The sequence below is a fragment of the Bradyrhizobium sp. 76 genome (assembly GCF_023073025.1).
In the GTDB taxonomy this organism is placed as follows: domain Bacteria; phylum Pseudomonadota; class Alphaproteobacteria; order Rhizobiales; family Xanthobacteraceae; genus Bradyrhizobium.
On the sequence record NZ_JADPIS010000149.1, the window covers coordinates 100,460 to 124,035 of the forward strand.

Here is a 23,576-nt window from a genome sequence, read left to right on the forward strand (position 1 = left end):
GGCAAATCCGGAATGAGCGCCACAGTCGATTAGTTGCCGGGAAAAGTTGATTGCATACTCCTTGGGCAGTCCTGCACTATAAAGCTGCTTGCATGGGCACCGGCCCTAGTCAGACCCTTGCCCTCGCATCTCTTCCAGCACGTCGGGCCGGCAGACCACGATCTGGGAGCGCTTGGTCAGCACGACTCCCTTCTCCTGCATGCGCTTCAGGCTGATCGTGACCCATTGCCTGGTGGCACCGACCATGTGCGCGATATCCGCATGGGTGAAAGCTGCGGCGATCACCCGGCCGTCGGCGTCCTCGACGCCGTAGAGATCGACGAGATGCAGCAACAGATGCGCGAGGCGCTGTGTGATCGAGCGTGTTCCCAGCATCTGGGCCAGCGCCGAATAGCACTTGCCCTTGAACGTCAGGCCTTCGATCAGGCCGATCGCGAGGTTCGGGATCTCTAGGGCAAGGGAGCGCAGCTCCTTTCCGGGCAGATGCACCACGCTACAATTGCTGGATGCAACGCCGGACCATTGATGCACGGTGCCTTCGAACACTTCGGGGCCGCCGACGAAATTGCCGACATGCCAATAGGCCAGCGTGATCTCGCGGCCGAGCGGGGAGGTGTAGAACACCCGGATACGGCCGCTTTCGATCAGCCAGATACCGTCATGCTTGCCACCCTGGCTGAACAGCGTCTGGCCACGGTTGAGCACTTTTCGGCGGCCCTGCTTCAGCACCAACTCCCGCTCGCGCTGGCTGAGCTTATCCATCAACGCCGGCGGTCCGCCGATCCATTGCTGGTTCTCGGTGAGCAGCAGCGAGGAACCGCCGGCAGGCCGGACCGTTGCGGGAACCGTCCCGCGAACCACATTGGCCGCTGCCTGCAACATCATCTGCCTCCGGAACGTTCAAATCGATCTAAAGAGGAGCAATGTCCGTGCCAGATTCACTCCGCCGTCATCGCCCGGCTTGACCGGCGATCTAGTATTCCAGAGACGTCAATGGGTTATCGAGAAGCTGCGGCGTACTGGATTCCCCGCCTGCCGCCTACGCTAAAAGCTTCGGCGCCCCTGGGCCTGAACCCCGGCGAAGCCTTGGCGTAGCCGGGTCGCGGGGAATGACAGCGGAGTTTGGAGGACGACCTGTGGCGTCTACCGCCCGGCCAGGCTCAACAAATACGGCTTCGGGTAAATCCCCCGATTGTGCCCATCCGAAAACGAGATGTTCAGTCCGTAACCGAGATCGCCGATCTCGGTGATCGCGATGCCAGGAAACCGCTCGGGGAAGCGGCCGTCGAAGCGGGCGCGGGTACAGTGGGCGCATTTGCAGGAGAGGCGGAGCGTTTCCGCGGGCAAGTCCAGCGTGTCGTCCTGAGCGGTGCGGACGCGGAGCGTCGCGAGGTCGGCGCTTGCTTCGTAATCTGCCACGGTCGGTGCCACCAAGGTCATGACGTGTCTCCGACCCTTCTCTACGTTGCCGCAGCGCTGCTGCGATAGCAACTAATTGCCAGGCGCAGGTGCGAGGAGCTGATCTTCGTTGCCTGCTGTTCGATCATCGCCCGCGAAATGTGAAACTAATCCACCGGGAATTTCAGTTCGGCATTGCCGGATTCCTGTCTCTCCGAAACCTTGTGCGCAATCGAGATCAGGAGAGACAATGAGCGCATTTCAGAAGGAAACGGTCCTCTCGGTCAGGCACTGGACCGATAGCCTGTTTAGCTTCACCGCGACGCGCGATCCGGGCTTCCGCTTCCAGAACGGCCAGTTCGCGATGATCGGGCTGGAAGTCGAGGGCAAGCCGTTGCTGCGGGCCTACAGCATGGCGAGCGCCAATCACGAGGAGGCGCTCGAATTCTTCTCGATCAAGGTGCAGGACGGTCCGCTGACCTCGCGCCTTCAGAAGATCAGGGAGGGCGACGTCATCCTGGTCGGCCGCAAGGCCACGGGCACGCTGATCACCGGCAACCTCATTCCCGGCAAACGCCTGTTGCTGCTCTCGACCGGAACGGGGCTCGCGCCGTTCGCCAGCCTGATCAAAGACCCCGACGTCTACGAGAATTATGAAACCATCGTGCTCGCCCATGGCTGCCGCCAGGTCTCCGAACTCTCCTACGGCGAGCACCTCGTGGAAGGCCTGCGCGATCACGAGTTCTTCGGGCCGCTGATTCGAGACAAGCTCGTTTACTATCCCACCGTTACCCGCGAGCCGTTCAGGAACCGCGGCCGCATCAGCGACCTGATCGCGTCGAACCAGCTGTTCGACGATATCGGTCTATCAGGCCTCGATATCGAGACTGACCGCATCATGCTGTGCGGCAGTCCGGCGATGCTGGAGGAACTTCCAGCGATGCTGTCCGCACGCGGTTTTGTCGAGGGCAATCACAGCAGGCCCGGCCATTTCGTGATCGAAAAGGCCTTTGTCGAGCGCTGAGGCGCAAATCGCAGCCCGGCGACAACTAATTGCTATCGCCGGGACGCCTGCTGAACAAATCTGATGCAAAGGCGCCGGATCTGCCGGCGGACCAGGAGCAAGCGATGTCACTAGATCAGATCGTCGACGGACTTTCGGAGGTTTCCTGCGACGTGCTCGTCATCGGCGGCGGCACGGCCGGCCCGATGGCGGCGTTGAAGGCGAAGCTGAAGAATCCGAAGGCCAACGTCGTCCTGCTCGAAAAGGCCAACGTCAAGCGCTCCGGAGCGATCTCGATGGGCATGGACGGCTTGAACAATGCCGTCATTCCCGGCTATGCGACGCCCGAGCAGTACACCAAGGAAATCACCATCGCCAATGACGGCATCGTCGATCAGAAGGCGGTCTACAAATACGCGCAAAATTGCTACTCGATCATCGAGGAACTCGACAGCTTCGGCATCCGCTTCCTGAAGAACGAGAACGGCGACTACGCCGTCAAGAAAGTGCACCACATCGGCACCTACGTGCTGCCGATGCCGAACGGCGAAACGGTGAAGAAGGCGCTGTATCGCCAGCTCCGCCGCGCCCGCATCCTGATCTCCAACCGCTACATGGCGACGCGGCTGCTCAAATCCGCCGACGGCCGCATTGCCGGCGCGATCAGCGTCAATACCCGCACCGCCGAGATGCTGGTGATCAAGGCCAAGGCCGTTATCCTGTGCATGGGCGCCGCCGGCCGTCTCGGCCTGCCGACCTCCGGCTACATGTTCGGCACCTACGAGAATGCGGCCAATTCCGGTGACGGCTATTCCATGGCCTATCACGCCGGTGCGGCACTGGCGAACCTCGAATGTTACCAGATCAATCCGCTGATCAAGGACTATAACGGGCCGGCCTGCGCCTACGTCGCTGGTCCCTTCGGCGCCTTCACCGCCAACAACGAGGGATCGCGCTTCATCGAATGCGATTACTGGTCCGGCCAGATGATGCTGGAGTTCTACAACGAGCTGCTGTCCGGCAAGGGCCCGGTGTTTCTCCAGCTCAAGCATCTTCACCCCGACACCATCTCGGAGATCGAATCGACCCTGCACAAGGTCGAGCGTCCCACTCGCGGCCTGTTCCAGCAGGGGCGCGGCGTCGACTATCGCAGCGAGTCGATCGAGATGCATATCTCCGAGATCGGCTTCTGCTCCGGCCACAGTGCGTCAGGCGTGTTCGTCGACGACAACGCGCGCACCACCGTGCCGGGCCTCTATGCCGCCGGCGACATGGCCAGCGTGCCGCACAATTACATGCTCGGCGCCTTCACCAACGGTTCGGTCGCCGGCATCGACGCGATGGAGTTCGCGGACAATCACGACTTCGCGGAATTCGACGCGGCCGATGTCGCCAGCGAACGTGACCGCGTGATGGCGCCGACCAAACGCGAGGACGGCATTCCGCCGAACCAGATCGAGTACAAGACCCGGCGTCTCGTCAATGACTATCTCCAGCCGCCGAAAGTCACGCGCAAATACGAGCTCGGCATGCGCCGGCTCGCTGAAGCGAGGGAAGACATGCAGGAGCGCATGATCGCGCGCAATGCGCACGAACTGCTCCGCGCGCTCGAAGTCCAGTCGATCATGGATTGCGCGGACATGGCCGTGCATGCCTCGCTCTACCGCGAGGAAAGCCGCTGGGGCCTCTATCACTGGCGGACGGATTTCCCGGAGAAGGACAACGAGAACTGGTTCTGCCACACGCTGCTCAGCAAGCAGGACGGCAAGATGACCAGCGAGAAGCGTGCCGTGGAGCCCTATATCGTGCCGATCGCCGACGACGAGAAGGATCTCTACGACAAGCAGCGCATCCGCGCCACCGCCTGACCCGCCGCACAAATAACAGGAGACATACGATGCCTCTCGCTTCTTATCAGACATCGGTTCCGGTGGTCGTCGACGACGCCAAATGCATCGCGGACAAGGGCTGCACCGTGTGCGTCGACGTCTGCCCGCTCGACGTGCTGCGTATCAGCGATATGACCAACAAGGCCTACATGGCCTATGACGAATGCTGGTACTGCATGCCCTGCGAGGCGGATTGCCCGACCGGCGCCGTCACCGTCAACATTCCATATCTCCTGAGGTAATCATGTCGAGCCCGTTCGAATCCTACGACGATCTCGAAGATGCCGACGAGCGGCTCCAGGCCGCCGATCCAGGGGAGCGCCGCGTCGCCATCATCGCGCTCGGCCATTCCGGCGATCCCGCAGCGGTCGGCCATCTCGCCAAAATGGTCGCCGATCCCGATGCCGGCGTCCGCCAGCAGGTTGCGATGGCGCTCGGCGAGTTCGATGGGCCGGAGGCCGCCAGCGCGCTGGTCAAGCTGCTTGTCGACCCCGAAAGAATCGTCGCGGCCGCCGCGGCCGACAGCATGGCGGAGTTCAAAGATCCCGCCTGCGCCGAAATCATCCTGCCGCTGGTCAAGCATGCCCACGCCTTCGTCCGCATGGGCGCGTTGCGTGCGCTGAAGGAGCTGCGCTGCAAGGACACCTTGAAACCCGCGCTCGAAGCGCTCCAGGATTCCGATGCCGCCGTGCGGGTGCAGGCGATCGGCGTGATCGGGTTCCTCAAGCTGGAGGAATCGATTCCGGCGCTGACCGCGCTGATCAACGATCCGGACGCGCATGTGCGCCGTGCTGCGGTGAGCGCGCTCGCCTTCTCGCAGATGAAGCCCGCGGCCGAGATGATCACGCGCGCCTTGAAGGATTCGGACTGGATGGTGCGGGAGATGGCCGCGGAAACGCTGGGCCTCAATGTCAACGGATCGATTGCCGCCGACCAGCTCATCGCTTCGCTCAGTGACGAGTTCTGGCAGGTGCGTCTGAAGGCAATCCGCAGCCTTGGCCGGATGAAGATCGAGCGCGCGGTTCGCCCGATTGGCAATTGCGTCAACCACGACCAGGCCAATTTGCGGAAAGAGGCGGCTGCTGCGCTCGGCGAAATCGCCCACCACGACGGCGAAGCCTTCCTTGCCGTCATCGCCGACGATCCCGATCCCGAGGTGCGCAAGAACGCGCGCTGGGCGCTTCAGCAGATTGCGGCGCGAAAAGCGCGGGCGGGGGCATAGAAGCGCGGCGGGCTGCCGCGCTGGACTTCCCGTCCCAGACGTTTATTGGTCTTCGCCAATGTGATAGGCCTCCGCGAGCGAGGCCGATCCGAAAAGAGCGAGGATGCGCCCATGACGACATTGACGGTTAAGGACCTTCTCCCCGAGGACGGCACTCGGGGAACGCTTGTCGGCCGCGTCTGGCTGCCGCAGGCGAATGGCCCGGCCGTGGTCGCCGTGCGTGGCGATGGTGTATTCGACGTCACCGCAAAATTCCCGACCGTCAGCGCACTCTGCGAGGAAGACAATCCGGCGAAGGCGCTTGCCGCGATCAAGGGCGAGCGCATCGGCGATCTCGAGGCTATCGTCGCCAACACGCCGCCCGATCAGCGCGATGCTAAAAAGCCGTGGCTGCTCGCGCCGGTCGATCTCCAGACGCTGAAGGCGGCGGGCGTGACCTTCGCCATCTCGATGCTGGAGCGCGTGATTGAGGAGCGGGCGAAAGGCAATCCGGCCTCGGCCGAAGCGATCCGGCAAGAGGTGACGCGGCTGATCGGCGACGATCTGTCGAAGCTCAAGCCCGGTTCGGACCAGGCGATGCATCTGAAGCAGGTGCTGATCGACCAGAACGCCTGGAGCCAGTATCTCGAGGTCGGCATCGGCCCCGATGCCGAGGTCTTCACCAAGGCGCCGACCTTGTCGTCGGTCGGCACCGGCATGGATGCGGGGCTGCATCCGAAGTCGACCTGGAACAACCCCGAGCCGGAGCTGGTGCTGTTCGTCTCGAGCCGCGGCAAGATCGTGGGCGGCGCGCTCGGCAACGACGTCAATCTGCGCGACTTCGAGGGCCGTTCGGCGCTGCTGTTGTCGAAGGCCAAAGACAACAACGCCTCGTGCTCCATCGGCCCGCTGCTGCGCCTGTTCGACGACAGCTTTACCCTCGACGACGCCCGCAAGCTCGACATCAGCCTGAACGTGAAGGGGCAGGACGGTTTCGTCCTCGACGGCCATTCCTCGATCAGCATGATCAGCCGCGATCCGACCGATCTGGTCGAGCAGACCATCGGCAAGGTGCACCAATATCCAGATGGCTTCGTGCTGTTCCTCGGGACCATGTTCGCGCCGGTCAAGGATCGCGACGCGCCGGGACAGGGGTTCACCCACAAGCGCGACGACATCGTCACGATCTCGGCACCCCAGCTCGGCAAACTCGTCAACCGCATGCGGACCAGCGACGAGTGCGAGCCCTGGACGTTCGGCATCGGTGCGCTGATGAAGAATCTGGCGCAGCGGAAGCTGATCTAGCTCACTGCCCGCCGGGTGTGGGGGACTCTCCACGAGTCGCCTTGCTCGATAGACGAAGAAGCTCTCCCCACCGTCATTGCGAGGCAAGCGAAGCAATCCAGAATCCCTACGCGGAAAGACTCTGGATTGCTTCGCTGCGCTCGCAATGACGGGGAGAGAGGTTGCGGGTACGTCTTTCACCGTCCTTGCAGAGGTGCCCTCATCCCAACCGCTGTACCATTTTTTCACCTCCGCGTTGCATCGCTGGAACAAAATCGCGCTGGGCGTGTCATACCCGAGCCTTCCTGCCAGCCATCGCACCGATCCAAATAGTCAGATAATATGACTAGTCGGAACCAAACTTCCGTGAAATAGTCCCTCCCGCCGGCCTCAAAGGTCGGCCTGTGGGTGCGATGCTACCAATCGGCGCCCCGGATAACATTTGGGAGATACGCCTGATGATCCTCAAAGCCCTCTTTGCGGCCAGCGCCACTGCCGCGTTGCTGCTCGCGCTGCCGGCGAACGCCGCCGAGCTCACCATCGGCTTCTCGCAGATCGGATCGGAATCCGGCTGGCGCGCGGCCGAGACCTCGGTTTCCAAGCAGGAGGCCACCAAGCGCAAGGTCAATCTCAAGATCGCCGACGCGCAGCAGAAGCAGGAGAACCAGATCAAGGCGATCCGCTCCTTCATCGCGCAGAACGCCGATGCGATCTTCCTCGCGCCCGTCGTCTCGACCGGCTGGGACTCGGTGCTGAAGGAAGCCAAGGAGGCCAAGATCCCGGTCGTGCTGCTCGACCGCGACATCGATCCCTCCGGGAAGGAGCTCTATCTCACCGCCGTGACCTCCGACAGCGTTCACGAAGGCGAGGTCGCCGGCGACTGGCTGGCGAAGACCGTCGGCGCCAAGGCCTGCAACATCGTCGAATTGCAGGGCACGGTCGGCGCCAGCGTCGCTGCCAACCGCAAGAAGGGTTTTGACACCGCCATCGCCAAGCATGCGAACCTGAAGGTGGTACGCAGCCAGACCGGCGACTTCACCCGCGCCAAGGGCAAGGAAGTGATGGAAAGCTTCATCAAGGCCGAAGGCGGCGGCAAGTCGATCTGCGCAGTTTATGCGCACAACGACGACATGATGGTCGGCGCGATCCAGGCGATGAAGGAAGCCGGCCTCAAGCCGGGCAAGGAGATCCTCACCGTCTCGATCGATGCGGTCCCCGACATCTTCAAGGCGATGGTCGCCGGCGAAGCCAATGCCACGGTCGAGCTGACGCCGAACATGGCTGGCCCCGCGCTCGATGCCATCGCCGCCTTCAAGGACAAGGGCACCGTTCCGCCGAAATGGATCCAGACCGAGTCGAAGCTCTACACGCCCGCCGATGATCCGCAGAAGATCTACGACAGCAAGAAGGGCCTCGGTTACTGAGGCGAGAGTGTCGCCGGACGGCCGTGTTTCGGCAGTCCGGCGATCCCGCTCGAAACCGCCGCGCGAACGAACAGGCTCCGTGTCCGCATCGTCAGCGGGCGCCGTTGGGAGTGAATTTGTCATGGAGAACAGCCCGGATTCCGCTGCTTCCCTGCTGGAGGTGCGTGGGATCAGCAAGAGCTTTGGCGCCGTGCGTGCGTTGCAGGAGGTCGACTTCACGCTTCGCGCCGGCGAGATCCATGCGCTGCTCGGTGAGAACGGCGCCGGCAAGTCCACGCTGATCAAGGTGATCACCGGTGTGTTCCCGCGCGATGCTGGCATCGTCAGGATCTGCGGCGAAGAGGTCGCGCCACACTCGGCCAAGGCGGCGGTTCAGGCCGGCATTGCCACCGTCTACCAAGAGGTCAATTTGCTGCCGAATCTCTCGGTGGCGCAGAACCTATTCCTCGACCGGCAGCCGATGCGCTTCGGCATCGTGCGTGAAGGCGAGATGCGACGCCGCGCGAAGTCGCTGCTCGCGGATTTCGGTCTCGACATCGACGTATCAGCGCCGCTTGGCAATTATTCGGTGGCGATCCAGCATGTCACCGCGATCGCGCGCGCCGTCGACCTTTCGGCGCGCGTGCTGATCCTGGACGAGCCGACCGCGAGTCTCGATCGCCATGAGGTCGAGATCCTCTTTCGCATCATGCGTCAGCTTGCCAAGCGCGGCATTGGCATCGTCTTCGTCAGCCATTTCCTCGACCAGGTGTATGAGATCTCCGATCGAATCACCGTTTTGCGAAATGGTCGCCTGGTCGGCGAGCGCGAGACCGCGTCGCTGTCGCGGCTCGAGCTGATCCGGATGATGCTCGGCCGCGAGCTGGCCGAGACCACCAGCGCGCGGGCATCGGCAGGCGCACAGACGACGCGTGAAGTCTGTGCGAGCTTCGAGGGTTACGGCAAGGCCGGCTATGTCGCGCCGTTCAATCTCGAGCTGCGGCATGGCGAAGTGGTCGGTCTCGCCGGCTTGCTCGGCTCGGGCCGGACCGAGACGGCCCGGCTGGTGTTCGGCGCCGAGCGCGCCGATCGCGGACAGGCGAGGGTGGAAGGCGCGCCTGTCCGGCTTCAATCGCCGCGCGACGGCGTGCGCCACGGCTTTGGCTATTGCCCTGAGGAGCGCAAGACCGACGGCATCGTCGCCGAGCTCACCGTGCGCGAGAACATCGTGCTCGCGCTTCAGGCCAAGCGCGGTTTGCATCGGCCGCTGTCGCGGCGCGAGCAGGACGAGATCGCGAGCCGTTACGTCAAGATGCTCGACATTCGTCCGCCCGATCCGGAGCGTCCGGTCGGCCTGTTGTCCGGCGGCAATCAGCAGAAGGTGCTGCTGGCACGGTGGCTTGCGACCTCGCCGCGGCTCCTCGTGCTGGACGAGCCGACCCGCGGCATCGACGTCGGCGCGCACGCTGAGATCATCCGTCTGATCCGCGAGCTCTGCGACGACGGGCTCGCGCTGCTCGTGATCTCCTCCGAGCTCGACGAGATCGTGACCTATTCCGATCGCGTAGTGGTGCTGCGCGACCGCGCGCATGTCGAGGAGCTCGCGGGCGAGGCCATCGACGTCGGCAGCATTCTCGCCGCCATCGCCGCCGATGGCGCCAGTGTCGCGCATGAGGGCCGGGCATGACCGCGCTGTTGCCGCGCCGCGGCCTTGCCCAGATCCTCGCGTTGATCGTCATCCTGGCGGTCGATCGCGTGGTGTCGCCGCAATTCTTCGATTTGCGCCTTCAGGACGGCCGGCTGTTCGGCAGCATGATCGACGTGCTCAACCGCGGCACGCCGGTGGCGCTGCTCTCGCTCGGCATGGTGTTGGTGATCGCGACGCGCGGAATCGATCTGTCAGTCGGCGCTGTGATGGCGATCTCGGGCGCGATCGCGGCGAGCCTCGCCGACAGCCACAGTCTGGCCGTGGTGCTGGCGGCTGCGCTCGGCGCGGGCCTGATCTGCGGATTGTGGAACGGATTTCTCGTCGCGGTGCTCGGCATGCAGCCGATCGTGGCGACCTTGATCCTGATGGTGGCGGGACGCGGCATCGCTCAGCTCATCACCGAGGGACGCATCGTGACCTTCTCCTCGCCCGATCTGGTCTGGCTCGGCAACGGCTCCATCTTCGGCGTACCGGTGCCGGTCGCGATTGCGCTGGGCATGCTGATCCTCACCGGTGCGGTGGTGCGCGGCTCGGCACTCGGATTGCTGATCGAGGCAACCGGCGGCAATGCGCGAGCGAGCGAGCTTGCCGGCGTCGGCACGCGCGCGATGATCTTGGCGGTCTATGTCTGGTGCGGCGTTTGCGCTGCGCTTGCCGGCGTCATCGCAGCGGCCGACATCATGGGCGCGGATGCCAACAATGCCGGCCTCTGGCTCGAGCTCGACGCCATCCTCGCGGTGGTGATCGGCGGCACCTCGCTGTTCGGCGGCCGCTTCAGCCTCGTGCTGGCCGTACTCGGCGCGCTGATCATCCAGACCATGAACACCGGCATTCTGCTGTCGGGCTATCCGCCGGAGTTCAATTTGCTGGTCAAGGCGGTGGTGGTGCTCGCCGTGCTGCTGCTGCAATCGCCGAAGCTGTCCGGCTTTGCCGGCGTTGTGACGCGGCTGCGGGGGACCAAGGCATGAAAGGCCTGCCGCCCGTCCTCATCACGGCGATCGTGCTTGTCGCGGGATTCGTGCTCTGCGCGATGCAGTTTCCCAACATCGCCTCCACCCGCGTAGTCGGCAACCTCCTGACTGACAACGCCTTCCTCGGCATCGTCGCGACCGGCATGACCTTCGTCATCATTTCCGGCGGCATCGATCTCTCGGTCGGCTCGGTGATCGGCTTCACCACGGTGTTCGTCGCGCTGGCGATCGAGCGCTGGGGAATGCCGCCCTTGGTCGCCTTCGTCGCCATTCTCGCGCTCTCGGCAGCCTTCGGCACGGCGATGGGCGCGGTGATCCATGTCTTCGATCTGCCGCCTTTCATCGTGACGCTCGCCGGCATGTTTTTGGCCCGGGGTGCCAGCTTCCTACTCTCGACGGAATCGGTGCCGATCACGGCACCGGTCTATTCGACCGTGTCGGACTTCGCTCTGCGACTACCCGGCGGTGGACGGCTGACGGCGGTCGCGATCATCATGCTTGCGATCGTGATCGGCGGCGCATTGCTGCTGCAGCTCACCCGGTTCGGCGCCAATGTCTATGCGCTGGGCGGCAGCCGGGCGACCGCGAGCCTGATGGGCGTTGCAGTTGGCAGGATGACGGTAAAGATCTACATGCTGTCGAGCTTGCTCGCTGGCATCGCCGGCATCGTCTTCTCCTTCTACACCAGCGCCGGCTACTCGCTGTCCGCCGTCGGCGTCGAGCTTGACAGCATCGCGGCCGTCGTGATCGGCGGCACGCTGCTTACGGGCGGGCAGGGCTCGGTGATCGGAACCTTCCTCGGCGTGCTGATCCAGGGCATGATTCAGACCTACATCAATTTCGACGGGACGCTGTCGAGCTGGTGGACCAAGATCGCGACCGGTGTGCTACTGTTCGCCTTCATCGCCTTGCAACAGGGATTGGTTGCGCTCGCGCGCCGGCCCGTGGCAAAGCGCGCGGGAGCAGTCTCATGACCACCTCGCGCATCCTCGTCATTCCGACGCGCCGGGCGCACTCAAATCACGCGGAAGTGGCCCGCTCGATCGGCGTTGACATCATCGCCGGCCGATATGCAGAAGGGACGCGGCTGCCGGGCGATGCCGAGATGATCGCGATGTTTGGCGTGTCGCGACCGGTGTTGCGCGAGAGCGTGAAGACGCTGGTGGCCAAGGGCCTGCTTACTACCAAGGCGCGGGTCGGCACCGTCGTGCGCGAGCGCGTCGCCTGGAACATGTTCGACGCCGACGTGCTGGCCTGGCACCTGGATGCCGGGATCGACAAGCGCTTCCTCAACGACCTCGCCGAGATCCGCCTCGCGGTCGAGCCGCGCGCGGCCGCGCTGGCGGCGGCGCAGCGGTCGGAGCAGGATCTCTCCGAGCTCCGTCGCTGCATGGAGCGGATGCGGCTTGAGGCCTCCGACTCCGTTGGCTTCGCCGATGCCGACCTTGCGCTCCATGTCGGTGTGGCGCGCGCCTCCGGAAATCTGTTCATGCGCTCGATCGGGCACGTCATCGAGGCTGCGTTGCGCGCCTCATTCCTGCTCAGCGCACCGGTCGAACCGGAGGACCGCGACACCGTTCTGCTCTGGCATCAGAAGATCGTCGATGCCATCGCCGCCGGTGAAGCCGCGACCGCGTCGGAGGCGATGGTCCACGTCATTCACAACGGGATGCGCCGCCACGAGGGGACAGTGATCGAGACTGTATCGGCCGAAGCGCTGCCGTCCGCGGAAGCTGGAGAAAAATCGTGACTGAACTTCGCATCGCCATCGTCGGCTTCGGCAAGATCGCGCGGGACCAGCATGTCGGCGCCATCGCAGCGGTTCCCGGCGCGACGCTGGCAGCCGTCGCGAGCCGCAACGCCTCGCTGCCGGATCTGCCGCATTTCGCGACCATCGAAGAGCTGCTGGAAAAAGGTCCGCCGATCGACGCGGTCTCGCTCTGCACGCCGCCTCAAGTGCGCCGCGCCCAGGCCGTCGCAGCGCTTAGGGCCGGCAAGCATGTCATGCTGGAGAAGCCGCCGGGCGCCGGCGTTGCCGAGCTCGATCCGCTGATCGCGATGGCGAGAGAGGCCAAGCGGACGTTGTTCGCGACCTGGCATTCGCGCCATGCGCCGGCGGTCGAGCCGGCGCGCGAGTGGCTCGCCGCCCGCCGCGTCCGTTCCGTGCACATCAACTGGAAAGAGGACGTCCGCGTCTGGCATCCCGGGCAGGCCTGGATCTGGGAGCCGGGCGGGCTCGGGGTGTTCGATCCCGGCATCAATGCGCTGTCGATCCTGACCCGGATCCTGCCGAAGCCCGTGTTCGTCACCGCGGCCGAGCTCGCCTTCCCCGCCAATTGCCAGGCGCCGATCGCCGCGAACCTGACGCTGACCGACATCGACGGCCTGCCTGTGACCGCCGAGTTCGATTTTCGCCAGACCGGACCGCAGAGCTGGGATATCCTGGTCGAAACCGACCAGGGCCGGATGACGCTATCCCGCGGCGGCCGGATCATGGCGATCGACGGCAAGACCGTTGCCGAGGCGCCCGATGAGGAATATCGGGAGCTGTACCGGCGCTTCGTCACGCTCGCCGCGACAGGCGCGAGTGATGTCGATTTGGCGCCGCTTCGTCTCGTTGCGGACGCCTTCCTGCTCGGCAGGCGCACGATCGTCGAACCGTTTGTGGATTGATCATGGCTGGATCGAAAACAGAAAGGGACGTCTTCGGAACGCTGCCGGACGGCCGCAAGGTGGACCGCATCGTGCTGCGCGGCGAGGGCGGGTTCGAAGCGCGCATCATCACCCACGGTGCAGTCTTGCAGGCCTTGATTGCGCCGGATGCGAAGGGTGGCCATGACGATGTCGTGCTCGGCCATGACGCGTTCGCCGGCTATCTCGCTGAACGGAAGTTCTTCGGTGCCACCGTCGGCCGCTACGCCAACCGTATCGCCAACGGACAATTTTCGCTCGACGGCGAAGCGGTGCAGCTTCCCGTCAACAACGGTCCGAATGCGCTGCATGGCGGCCTTGACGGCTTCGATCGCAAGCTCTGGGACATTGCGGAGATCGACGACGGCGCCGAGCCCGCGGTCAAGCTGACCTATGTCAGTCCGCACGGCGAAGAGAACTATCCCGGTCGTCTCGACGTTCGCCTGACCTATCGCGTCACCGGCCCGACCGAGTTGTCCCTTCGTATGGAGGCGCGGACCGACCGACCGACCATCGTCAACCTGACCAACCACAGCTTCTTCAATCTGGAAGGCGCGACATCAGGCTCGCCCATTCTCGATCACAAGCTGACGGTCGCGGCCGGGCATTTCCTCGCGATCGATCCAACCGCCATTCCGTTGCCCGAGCCGCCGCGCAGCGTTGCCGGCACGCCGTTCGACTTCCGCGAGCCGCGGCCCGTCGGCGAGCGCATCCGCGAGAGCGACCAGCAATTGCGCAGCGGCAAGGGCTACGATCACACCTACTGTCTCGCGCGTGACGGCAAGCTTGCGCTCGCGGCGCGGCTGGAGGCGCCGCGCTCGGGGCGCATCATGGAGCTGTTCACGGATCAGCCCGGTCTGCAGGTCTATTCAGGTAATTATCTCGATGGCACGATTTCGGGCAAGGGCGGCAAGCTGTACCGGCAGTCGGACGCCATGTGCCTGGAGCCGCATATCGGGCCGGACGCACCGAACCGGCCGGATTTCCCGAGCCCGCGCCTAGCGCCCGGCGAGGTCTATCGCCATCACACCGTCTATCGCTTTGCGGTGAGGAGGTCATGATGGAGCAGGTGCCAACCTCGGTTCTTTCAGACGATCCTTGCCATCTCGGCGAGGGACCGACCTATGACGTGACCACCGACACCGCCTGGTGGTTCGATATCCGCGAGGGACGACTGTTCGAGGCGCAACTCGGCAGCGGCAGCATTCGCGTTCATGCGCTGGGCCGGATGGCGAGCGCACTTGGACGGATCGACGCCGAGCGGCAGTTGATCGTCGCGGAAGACGGCCTCTATATCCGCAAAACTGCCGACGGGGTGATGACCTTGTTCTGTCCGCTCGAAGCCGACAATCCCGCGACCCGCTCCAACGATGCCCGCGTGCATCCCTCCGGCACGTTCTGGATCGGCACCATGGGCCGCAAGGCGGAAGCAGGGGCAGGCGCGATCTACGCGTTCCATCACGGCGAGATATCGATGCTGTTTCCGCGCATCAGCATTCCCAACTCGATCTGCTTCTCGCCCGATGGCGCCACCGGCTACTTCGCCGACACCGCGCGCGCGGTGCTCTACGCGGTGCCGCTCAATCCCGCGACCGGCCTGCCGCGCGGCGAGCCGGAGGTGCTGCTGCGCCACACCGGCATCGGCGGCCTCGATGGATCGGTGTGCGACACGGACGGAAATATCTGGAACGCCTGCTGGGGCGCGAGCCGCGTCGACGTCTACTCTCCGCAAGGCGAGCGGCTGCGCTCGCTCAGCGTGCCGGCAAAGCAGGCGAGCTGCCCCGCTTTTGTCGGCCCTGATCTGTCGCGTCTCCTCGTCACCTCGGCCTGGCAGGACATGGATGCGGCGGCGCGTGCTGCCGATCCGCAAGCCGGCTACACCTTCCTGTTGGAGGCCTCCGCGCGCGGTCGCGCGGAGCCTGACGTCAAGCTCGCATAGGAGGCTCGAAGCCGCACACGACCAAAGTTCTCGACGACACGAAAAAACAGTCTGACATCCAAGGGAGTGAAACATGTTGAAACTGAAGACGACCTTCCTCGCGCTCGCGGTGGCCGGCGCTGCAACGATCGCCGCGGGCGTCACCGCCTCGGCCCAGGACAAAGCAACAGTCGGCATCGCCATGCCGACCAAATCGTCGGCGCGCTGGATCGACGATGGCAACAACATGGTCAAGGTGCTGAAGGAGCGCGGCTACAACACCGACCTGCAATATGCCGAGGACGACATTCCGAACCAGCTCTCGCAGGTCGAGAACATGGTGACCAAGGGCGCGAAAGCGCTGGTGATCGCCGCGATCGACGGCACCACGCTGTCCGACGTGCTCAAGCAGGCGAAAGCAAAAGGCATCACCGTGATCGCCTATGACCGCCTGATCCGCGGCACGCCGAACGTCGACTATTACGCGACCTTCGACAATTTCCAGGTGGGCGTGCTCCAGGCCGAGTCGATCGTGCAGGGCCTCGGCCTCAAGGATGGCAAGGGTCCGTTCAACATCGAGCTGTTCGGCGGCTCGCCCGACGACAACAACGCCTACTTCTTCTACAACGGCGCGATGAGCGTTCTGAAGCCGTACATCGACAGCGGCAAGCTCGTTGTCGTCTCCGGTCAGATGGGCATGGACAAGGTCGCGACCTTGCGCTGGGACGGCGCCACCGCGCAGGCCCGCATGGACAATCTGCTCAGCGCCTACTACGGCAACAAGAAGGTCAACGCGGTGCTGTCGCCGTATGACGGCCTGTCGATCGGCATCATCTCCTCGCTGAAGGGCGTCGGTTATGGCAGCGCCGGCCAGCCGATGCCTGTCATCTCGGGCCAGGATGCCGAAGTGCCCTCGATCAAGGCGATGCTGCGCGGCGATCAGTATTCGACGATCTTCAAGGACACCCGCGATCTCGCCAAGGTGACCGCCGACATGGTCGACGCTGCGCTTGCCGGCAAGCAGGTCACCGTCAACGACACCAAGACCTACGAGAACGGCGCCAAGACCGTGCCGTCCTATCTGCTCAAGCCGGTCGTGGTCTACAAGGACAATTGGGAGAAGGTCCTGGTCGAGAGCGGCTACTACAAGAAGTCGCAGTTCCAGTAGGAATTGTTTTGCTCAGTCATTCCGGGGCGATGCGAAGCATCGACCCCGGAATTTCGAGGTTCCGGGTTCGCTCTTTGTGGCGCCCCGGAACGACGGTGAATTTGCAGGGACGTGAAATCATGACCGCAATGCTGGAGATGCGCAACGTCAGCAAGAGCTTTTCCGGCGTGCAGGCGCTGCGCGATGTCAACTTCTCGGTTGAAGCCGGGCAGATCCACGCCCTCGTCGGCGAGAACGGTGCCGGCAAGTCCACGCTGATGAAGGTGCTCAGCGGCGTCTACCCGGCCGGCAGCTACGAGGGCACCATCATCTTCGATGGCGAGGAGCGCCGCTTCCGCGACATCAACGATTCCGAGGCGCTCGGTATCATCATCATCCATCAGGAGCTGGCGCTGATCCCGCTGATGTCGATTGCCGAAAACATCTTCCTGTCGCATCCGCCGTCCAAGCTCGGCGTGATCGATCGCGACGAGGTCTATCGGCGTACCCGGGAACTCCTGGCTCAGGTCGGCCTCAAGGAATCGCCGGACACGCTGATCACCGATCTCGGTGTCGGCAAGCAGCAGCTTGTCGAGATCGCCAAGGCGCTGTCCAAGCGGGTGCGGATGCTGATCCTGGACGAGCCGACCGCCAGCCTCAACGAGGCCGACAGTGCCGCGCTGCTCGAACGTCTCATGGCCTTCCGCGAGCAGGGCATCGGCTCGATCCTGATCTCTCACAAGCTGAACGAGGTCGCCCGCGTCGCCGACCACATCACCGTGCTGCGCGACGGCCGCACCGTCGACGGCATCGACTGCCGCGCAGAGCCGATCCAGGAGGACCGCATCATCCGCAGCATGGTCAACCGCGATCTCGCCCATCGCTTTCCGGAGCGCAGCGCAAAGATCGGCGAGCCCGTCCTCACCGTCGAGAACTGGTCGGTCTACCATCCCATCCATCCCGAGCGGCAGGTGATCAAGAACGTCGATTTCAGCGTGAAACGCGGCGAGGTCGTCGGCATTGCCGGATTGATGGGCGCTGGCCGCACCGAATTCGCCATGAGCCTGTTCGGCCGTTCCTGGGGTACCACGATCAGCGGTCGCATCCGGCTGGAGGGCCATGAGATCGTGCTGCCGAACGTCGCGGCCGCGATCGACGCCGGCCTTGCCTATGTCACCGAGGACCGCAAGCAGCTCGGGCTGATCCTCGCCGACGACGTCCGCAAGAACATCACGCTCGCAAGCCTCGACCAGGTCGCTCCTCGCCGCGTGATCGACGACATCGCCGAGCTGAAGGTCGCCAGCGACTACCGCAACCGGATGCGCATCCGCTGCTCCGACGTCTATCAGGAGACCAGCCAGCTCTCCGGCGGCAACCAGCAAAAGGTCGTGCTGTCGAAATGGCTGATGACGGATCCCAAGGTCTTGATCCTGGACGAGCCGACCCGGGGCATCGACGTCGGTGCCAAGTACGAGATCTACTGTATCATCAACGAGCTTGCGGAGGCCGGCCGCGGTGTGGTGGTGATCTCCTCGGAGATGCCCGAGTTGCTCGGTGTCTGCGACCGCATCTGCGTCATGAACGACGGTGCCTTCGTCGGCGAGTTCCCCGGCACCGAAGCGACACAGGAAAAGATCATGCGCGCCATCATGCGCAACGACAGAAATTATGGAAGCCGCGCCCTGGCGGGTGCCGAGATGGGAGGATCGCAGCCATGACCGACAAGACGGTTTCGCTGCCCGAGGAGCGCCGGAACGGCAGCTTCATCAAGAACAATCTGCGCAACTACGGCATGCTGATGTCGCTGATCGCGATCATGCTGTTCTTCCAGGTCATGACCGGCGGCACGCTGCTGCAGCCGCTCAACCTGACCAATCTGGTGCTCCAGAACAGCTACATCGTCATCATGGCGCTGGGCATGCTGCTCGTCATCGTCACCGGCCATATCGACCTCTCGGTCGGCTCGGTCGCGGGTTTCGTCGGCGCGGTGGCCGCCGTGCTGATGGTGACATACAAGGTCGACTACACGCTCGCCTTCATCGCATGCCTGCTGCTCGGCGCGGCAATCGGCGCCGCGCAGGGCTATTGGGTGGCCTATTTCAAGATCCCGTCCTTCATCGTGACGCTAGCGGGCATGTTGGTGTTCAAGGGGCTTGCGCTCGCGGTGTTGCAGGGCCAGTCGCTCGGACCGTTCCCGGCGACCTTCCAGAAACTGTCCTCCGGCTTCATTCCGGAGCTCTTGCCGGAGGCCGGCACCCTGCATCCGACATCCATGCTGATCGGTGCGGTGCTCGCGCTCGGCCTCGTCTACGCCAGCGCCAGGGGAAGGTCGCGCGAGCAGTTGCACGGCATCGAAGTCGAGCCTTACGCGTTCTTCCTCGGCAAGAGCATTCTTCTGGCCTGCGCCGTGCTCTATTTCACCTATCTGATTGCCTCGCATCGCGGCCTGCCCAACGTGCTGGTGATCATGGGTGCGTTGATCGCGCTCTACGGCTTCGTCACCCGCCGCACCGTGATCGGCCGGCAAATCTATGCGGTCGGCGGCAACGCCAAGGCTGCAAGCCTGTCGGGCATCAAGACGGAACGGTTGACCTTCCTCACCTTCGTCAACATGGGCGTGCTCGCCGCGCTCGCCGGCCTCGTCTTCGCCGCGCGCCTCAACACCGCAACGCCGAAGGCGGGTCTCGGCTTCGAGCTCGACGTCATCGCCGCCTGCTTCATTGGCGGCGCCTCAGCCTATGGCGGGGTCGGCCGCGTCGGCGGTGCCGTGGTCGGCGCCATGATCATGGGTGTGATGAACAACGGCATGTCCATCCTCGGCATCGGCATCGACTATCAGCAGGTCATCAAGGGCCTGGTCCTGCTCGGGGCAGTGTGCATCGACGTTTATAATCAGCGGAGATGAGGCTGCGTAGCCGGATGGAGCGAATCGCAATACGGGACCACTGATCCGCATTCCGCTCTGCTCCATGCAGGCTGGGGCAGCCGTTACTGCGTCGTGAACAGCACCGCCGCGATCGCGACGGAGATGCTCACCGCCGACACGGTGGCCACGGTCGATAGCACGCCGATTCGCCGGAGCGCGATGGCGAAGACGATGATGATGGGCGTCGCGGCCATCAGCCCGATTTGTGCATCGCTCATGTCATCGCTCGCAGCTCCATGGAACCTTCGGCGTTTCGTACCGCGACCCGGCAGGCTGGACGTTGTGACGGCGCAAACAAATTGATCGGCATTCCCCAAGCTTGTCCGGCAACAAACTCGGATCGGTACGGCTGAGCTAGGTCTGGCCGGTGTCCTGATCCGGAAGAGCAGATGTCGTCAGCCGATTGCGAACCACAGGGAACGGGTTGGGGAATTCTGGACGATCTTCCCGGCGATCCCATGATCTGGGTGCTGATCTTCAGCGAACTCGCCGCCTTCGGTCTGTTTCTCGGTACCTTCACGGTCGCCCGCGCGATCCATCCCGCCGTGTTCGCGGCGGGGCAGGCGGCGCTTGATCCGGGTCTCGCCGGATTGAACACTATTGTGCTGGTGACGAGCGGTTGGGCCGCGGCCCGGGCTACGAAGGCCGCGCGGGCCAGCGAGAGGCGGGCGACACGATACTGGCTGCTCACAGCCATGGGGCTTGGTGGCCTGTTCGTGGCGGTCAAGCTCGCCGAATATGCCGAAGAAATCGGACGCGGCATCGGAATTGAAACCAGCCCCTTCTTCACACTCTACTTCCTCCTGACCGGCTTCCATCTCCTGCACGTCTGCCTCGGCATCATCATCCTCGCATTGGTCTGCCGCCGCGCTGAAGCGTTCGGCGTCGAGACGGGAACGGCCTTCTGGCACATGGTCGATCTGGTCTGGATCGTGATGTTCCCGATTCTTTATCTGGTGCGGTGACGATGCCGGATCGCCTGGACATCACCTGGATCGCGCTGATCGGCCTCGCGCTCGCGACCATCCTGGTGCCGCCGCTGGTGCCGCGGCCACTGCTCGGCAACGCCCTGCTGCTGGCCTTGGCCGCCGTCAAGGGCCGCCGGATAGTACTCGACTTCCTCGATCTTCGCGCGGCGCCCGCGCTCTGGCGCGGCCTCGTCAGCGCCTGGATCCTCATCGTGGTGCTGTTTGCCTGGCTCACATCCGCCGTCGTCGCCCTGATCTGACTCACTCCTTGCGCCCTGACAAAGAACGGGCTGGGCCAATCGGCAATAAATCGCATCACCGATTTACGCGACAGGACTCAATTGAAAGGATTGGCAATGGCTGAACGCCTGACCAAGTCGGCCGCTCGAAACGTCTTCTACGGCGGCTCGGCTTTTTTCTTCGCCATCTTCATCGGGCTGACGGCGCACAGCCACTACTACATGGCCACGACATCCACGGACCCGGCGACGCTGACGTCGTCGGTCGCCCGCGGCAAGCATGTCTGGGAGAAGAACTCCTGCATCAACTGCCACACCTTGCTCGGCGAAGGCGCCTATTTCGCGCCCGAAGTCGGCAACGTCTGGGATCGATGGGGCGGCAAGGAAGACCCGGCCGGGGCGCGAGAGACGCTGAAGGCCTGGATGCAGTCGCAGCCCTCGGGCGCGGAGGGCCGGCGGCAGATGCCGCAATTCAACCTCACCGACCAGGAGCTCAACGATCTCGCCGATTTCCTGCAATGGGTGAGCACGATCAAGCGCCAGGATTGGCCGCCGAACAAGGCCGGCTGAGCCCGCCGCTTTCCTCTTTCAAGACAGAGAGAATCCGAGATGAAATATCAGACCCAGAAAGTCGCGATGCTGTATTTCTACGGCGCGCTGACCCTGTTCCTGGCCCAGGTCCTGTTCGGCCTCCTCGCCGGGACCATCTACGTCCTGCCCAACACGCTGTCGGTGCTGCTGCCGTTCAACATCGTCAGGATGATCCACACCAACGCACTGATCGTGTGGTCGCTGATCGGCTTCATGGGCGCGACCTACTTCCTGCTGCCTGAGGAAACCGAGACCGAGCTGTACAGCCCGCTGCTCGCAAAGATCCAGTTCTGGATGTTCTTTGGCGCGGCGGGCGTGGCGGTGGTGGGCTATCTCTTCCACTACCACGAGGGCCGCGAGTTCCTTGAGCAGCCCTTCATCATCAAGGTCGGCATCGTCGTCGTCTGCCTGATGTTCCTGTTCAACGTGACCATGACCGCGCTCAAGGGGCGCAAGACCACGGTCACCAATATCCTGCTGTTCGGCCTGTGGGGCGTTGCGATCTTCTTCCTTTTCGCCTTCTACAATCCGGCGAACCTCGCGGTCGACAAGATGTACTGGTGGTACGTCGTCCATCTCTGGGTCGAGGGTGTCTGGGAGCTGATCATGGCCTCCGTGCTCGCCTATCTCATGATCAAGCTCAATGGCATCGATCGCGAGGTGGTCGAGAAGTGGCTCTACGTCATCATCGGCCTCGCGCTGTTCTCGGGGATTCTCGGCACCGGCCACCATTTCTACTGGATCGGCGCGCCCGGCTACTGGCAGTGGATTGGCTCGCTGTTCTCGACGCTCGAGGTCGCGCCGTTCTTCACGATGGTGATCTTCACGGTGCAGATGACCTGGAAGGCCGGCCGCAAGCACCCGAACCGCGCCGCGCTGCTGTGGTCGGTCGGCTGTTCGGTGATGGCGTTCTTGGGGGCCGGCGTCTGGGGTTTCCTGCACACGCTGTCCTCGGTGAACTACTACACCCACGGCACCCAGGTCACCGCCGCGCACGGCCATCTCGCCTTCTTCGGCGCTTATGTGATGCTCAATCTTGCCGTGATGGCTTACGCCATCCCGCAGATCAAGGGACGCGCGCCCTATAACCAGTGGCTCAGCATGACGAGCTTCTGGATCATGTGCACGGCCATGATGACCATGACATTCGCGCTGACCTTTGCCGGCGTGGTCCAGGTCCATCTCCAGCGCGTGCTCGGTCAGGGCTACATGGACGTGCAGGACCAGCTCGCCTTCTTCTACTGGGTGCGGCTCGGCTCCGGTGTGTTCGTCGCGATCTCCGCGCTGATGTTCGTCTGGGCCGTGCTGGTGCCCGGCCGCGAAAGGCAGGCGACCATTCCCGCCGCGCTGCAGCCGGCCGAGTAAGCGTGAAGGCGGCCGCGTTTCATCGCGGCCGCCGCTTCAGACATTTTCGGAGAGAGATCATGAAAGCAGCTCTTCACGCCTTGGCCGCGCCGGCACCCGCGCTACCAGCCTATGTCGCAAGCGGCAACGAATGCGTGCTGTTCGAGCATGCCTGGCGGCACCGGCTTCCGGTCCTGCTGAAAGGGCCGACCGGTTGCGGCAAGACACGTTTCGTCGCGCATATGGCGGCACGGCTGGGCTTGCCGCTGCACACCGTCGCCTGCCACGACGATCTCACCGCCGCCGATCTCACCGGCCGCTATCTGCTGAGGGGCGGCGACACCGTGTGGACCGACGGTCCGTTGACGCGCGCGGTCCGCGAGGGCGGCATCTGCTATCTCGACGAGGTGGTGGAAGCCCGCAAGGACGTCACCGTCGTGCTGCATCCGCTCACCGACGACCGCCGTATCCTGCCGCTGGAGCGAACCGGCGAGGAGCTTGTTGCTCCCGCGAGCTTCATGCTCGTCGTCTCCTACAATCCCGGTTACCAGACCCTGCTCAAGGCGTTGAAGCCCTCGACGCGGCAGCGCTTCGTCGCCATCGAGTTCGCCTTCCTGCCGGCCGAGCAGGAGATTGCGGTGGTGTCGGCCGAGAGCGGGCTGCCACCGGATCGCGTACGGCCGCTGGTCGCGCTCGCCGGACGTCTGCGGGCGCTGAAGGGGCATGATCTGGAGGAGGGCGTCTCGACCCGGCTCGTGGTGTATTGCGCGACCTTGATTGCGGCGGGAGCCTCGATCGCCGATGCCGTGCTCGCCGGCATGATCGAGCCGCTGACCGACGATTCCGACGTCAAGGCGGCGCTGCTGGATGTCACGCGCGCCGTGATTGGGTGAGG

The 23,576-nt window shown here is 63.9% G+C and carries 24 protein-coding genes; 21 read left to right on the forward strand and 3 right to left on the reverse strand.

Translation table 11 applies throughout. From position 1 onward, the window contains the following. Positions 1-105: 105 nt before the first annotated feature. Together IVB48_RS35960 and IVB48_RS35965 are read right to left on the reverse strand one after the other, a co-directional pair. Positions 106-885, reverse strand: coding sequence for a Crp/Fnr family transcriptional regulator (locus IVB48_RS35960; RefSeq protein WP_247407696.1), 780 nt, complete (start codon positions 883-885; stop codon positions 106-108). A 258-nt stretch (positions 886-1,143) separates the two neighbouring features. Then, complete coding sequence (locus IVB48_RS35965) at positions 1,144-1,440, reverse strand: gamma-butyrobetaine hydroxylase-like domain-containing protein (RefSeq protein WP_247288899.1); 297 nt, start codon at positions 1,438-1,440, stop codon at positions 1,144-1,146. A 208-nt stretch (positions 1,441-1,648) separates the two neighbouring features. Here IVB48_RS35965 and IVB48_RS35970 point away from each other — a divergent pair, with 208 nt between their 5' ends. The 16 genes from IVB48_RS35970 (at position 1,649) to mmsB (ending at position 19,518) form a co-directional block, all read left to right on the forward strand. Continuing rightward, positions 1,649-2,422: a ferredoxin--NADP reductase gene (locus IVB48_RS35970; protein ID WP_247288901.1), complete on the forward strand. Its 774-nt coding sequence runs from the start codon at positions 1,649-1,651 to the stop codon at positions 2,420-2,422. Positions 2,423-2,526: 104 nt separating this feature from the next. Beyond that, positions 2,527-4,269: a fumarate reductase/succinate dehydrogenase flavoprotein subunit gene (locus IVB48_RS35975; RefSeq protein WP_007608408.1), complete on the forward strand. Its 1,743-nt coding sequence runs from the start codon at positions 2,527-2,529 to the stop codon at positions 4,267-4,269. Between the two features lie 29 nt (positions 4,270-4,298). Beyond that, complete coding sequence (locus IVB48_RS35980; RefSeq protein ID WP_007593252.1) at positions 4,299-4,532, forward strand: ferredoxin family protein; 234 nt, start codon at positions 4,299-4,301, stop codon at positions 4,530-4,532. 2 nt (positions 4,533-4,534) lie between these two features. After that, on the forward strand, positions 4,535-5,512 hold the full coding sequence (locus IVB48_RS35985; protein ID WP_247359804.1) for a HEAT repeat domain-containing protein: 978 nt from the start codon (positions 4,535-4,537) through the stop codon (positions 5,510-5,512). Between the two features lie 111 nt (positions 5,513-5,623). Then, positions 5,624-6,796, forward strand: a complete 1,173-nt coding sequence (locus tag IVB48_RS35990; RefSeq protein ID WP_247407698.1) for a fumarylacetoacetate hydrolase family protein — start codon at positions 5,624-5,626, stop codon at positions 6,794-6,796. 437 nt (positions 6,797-7,233) lie between these two features. Further along, complete coding sequence (gene ytfQ, locus IVB48_RS35995) at positions 7,234-8,199, forward strand: galactofuranose ABC transporter, galactofuranose-binding protein YtfQ (RefSeq protein ID WP_249806072.1); 966 nt, start codon at positions 7,234-7,236, stop codon at positions 8,197-8,199. A 121-nt stretch (positions 8,200-8,320) separates the two neighbouring features. Further along, positions 8,321-9,865 (forward strand): sugar ABC transporter ATP-binding protein, encoded by a 1,545-nt coding sequence (locus IVB48_RS36000; RefSeq protein WP_247407700.1) that lies wholly within the window; start codon positions 8,321-8,323, stop codon positions 9,863-9,865. Next, complete coding sequence (locus tag IVB48_RS36005) at positions 9,862-10,854, forward strand: ABC transporter permease (RefSeq protein ID WP_247407702.1); 993 nt, start codon at positions 9,862-9,864, stop codon at positions 10,852-10,854. The genes IVB48_RS36000 and IVB48_RS36005 overlap by 4 nt, the downstream gene beginning before the upstream one ends. Next, positions 10,851-11,831, forward strand: a complete 981-nt coding sequence (gene yjfF, locus IVB48_RS36010) for a galactofuranose ABC transporter, permease protein YjfF (protein ID WP_247407704.1) — start codon at positions 10,851-10,853, stop codon at positions 11,829-11,831. The genes IVB48_RS36005 and yjfF overlap by 4 nt, the downstream gene beginning before the upstream one ends. Further along, a complete protein-coding gene (locus IVB48_RS36015; RefSeq protein ID WP_247407706.1) occupies positions 11,828-12,607 on the forward strand; it encodes a FadR/GntR family transcriptional regulator in 780 nt (259 codons plus the stop codon). The genes yjfF and IVB48_RS36015 overlap by 4 nt, the downstream gene beginning before the upstream one ends. Beyond that, on the forward strand, positions 12,604-13,530 hold the full coding sequence (locus IVB48_RS36020; protein WP_247288915.1) for a Gfo/Idh/MocA family oxidoreductase: 927 nt from the start codon (positions 12,604-12,606) through the stop codon (positions 13,528-13,530). Before IVB48_RS36015 ends, IVB48_RS36020 begins: the two co-directional genes overlap by 4 nt. 2 nt (positions 13,531-13,532) lie before the next feature. After that, the gene (locus IVB48_RS36025) at positions 13,533-14,609 is read left to right on the forward strand and encodes an aldose epimerase family protein (RefSeq protein WP_247407708.1); all 1,077 of its coding nucleotides are present in this window, start codon (positions 13,533-13,535) and stop codon (positions 14,607-14,609) included. Then, the gene (locus tag IVB48_RS36030; protein WP_247407710.1) at positions 14,609-15,487 is read left to right on the forward strand and encodes an SMP-30/gluconolactonase/LRE family protein; all 879 of its coding nucleotides are present in this window, start codon (positions 14,609-14,611) and stop codon (positions 15,485-15,487) included. The genes IVB48_RS36025 and IVB48_RS36030 overlap by 1 nt, the downstream gene beginning before the upstream one ends. A 73-nt stretch (positions 15,488-15,560) precedes the next feature. Next, on the forward strand, positions 15,561-16,634 hold the full coding sequence (gene chvE / locus IVB48_RS36035) for a multiple monosaccharide ABC transporter substrate-binding protein (RefSeq protein ID WP_247407711.1): 1,074 nt from the start codon (positions 15,561-15,563) through the stop codon (positions 16,632-16,634). Positions 16,635-16,753: 119 nt separating this feature from the next. Then, entirely contained in the window at positions 16,754-18,331 is a 1,578-nt protein-coding gene (gene mmsA, locus IVB48_RS36040; RefSeq protein ID WP_247407713.1) for a multiple monosaccharide ABC transporter ATP-binding protein, read from the forward strand. Next, positions 18,328-19,518 carry a multiple monosaccharide ABC transporter permease gene (gene mmsB / locus IVB48_RS36045; RefSeq protein ID WP_027569186.1) on the forward strand — a complete coding sequence of 397 codons (1,191 nt, stop codon included), beginning with the start codon at positions 18,328-18,330 and terminating at the stop codon, positions 19,516-19,518. The genes mmsA and mmsB overlap by 4 nt, the downstream gene beginning before the upstream one ends. Positions 19,519-19,601: 83 nt before the next feature. Here the strand turns inward: mmsB and IVB48_RS36050 are convergent, their stop codons facing one another. After that, positions 19,602-19,757: a hypothetical protein gene (locus tag IVB48_RS36050; protein WP_247407715.1), complete on the reverse strand. Its 156-nt coding sequence runs from the start codon at positions 19,755-19,757 to the stop codon at positions 19,602-19,604. Between the two features lie 171 nt (positions 19,758-19,928). On the opposite strand from IVB48_RS36050, the gene IVB48_RS36055 reads away from it, so the two are divergent. The 5 genes from IVB48_RS36055 to IVB48_RS36075 all read left to right on the forward strand — a co-directional run bounded on the left by IVB48_RS36055 (position 19,929) and on the right by IVB48_RS36075 (position 23,574). Continuing rightward, positions 19,929-20,504: a cytochrome c oxidase subunit 3 family protein gene (locus tag IVB48_RS36055; protein ID WP_247407716.1), complete on the forward strand. Its 576-nt coding sequence runs from the start codon at positions 19,929-19,931 to the stop codon at positions 20,502-20,504. Between the two features lie 2 nt (positions 20,505-20,506). After that, entirely contained in the window at positions 20,507-20,767 is a 261-nt protein-coding gene (locus IVB48_RS36060) for a cytochrome C oxidase subunit IV family protein (RefSeq protein WP_027569188.1), read from the forward strand. Between the two features lie 96 nt (positions 20,768-20,863). Beyond that, positions 20,864-21,316, forward strand: a complete 453-nt coding sequence (locus tag IVB48_RS36065; RefSeq protein WP_247407718.1) for a cytochrome c — start codon at positions 20,864-20,866, stop codon at positions 21,314-21,316. Positions 21,317-21,355: 39 nt separating this feature from the next. Continuing rightward, positions 21,356-22,702: a cbb3-type cytochrome c oxidase subunit I gene (locus tag IVB48_RS36070; protein ID WP_247288925.1), complete on the forward strand. Its 1,347-nt coding sequence runs from the start codon at positions 21,356-21,358 to the stop codon at positions 22,700-22,702. A gap of 59 nt (positions 22,703-22,761) precedes the next feature. After that, complete coding sequence (locus tag IVB48_RS36075) at positions 22,762-23,574, forward strand: CbbQ/NirQ/NorQ/GpvN family protein (RefSeq protein WP_247407720.1); 813 nt, start codon at positions 22,762-22,764, stop codon at positions 23,572-23,574. The last annotated feature ends 2 nt before the right edge of the window (positions 23,575-23,576 follow it).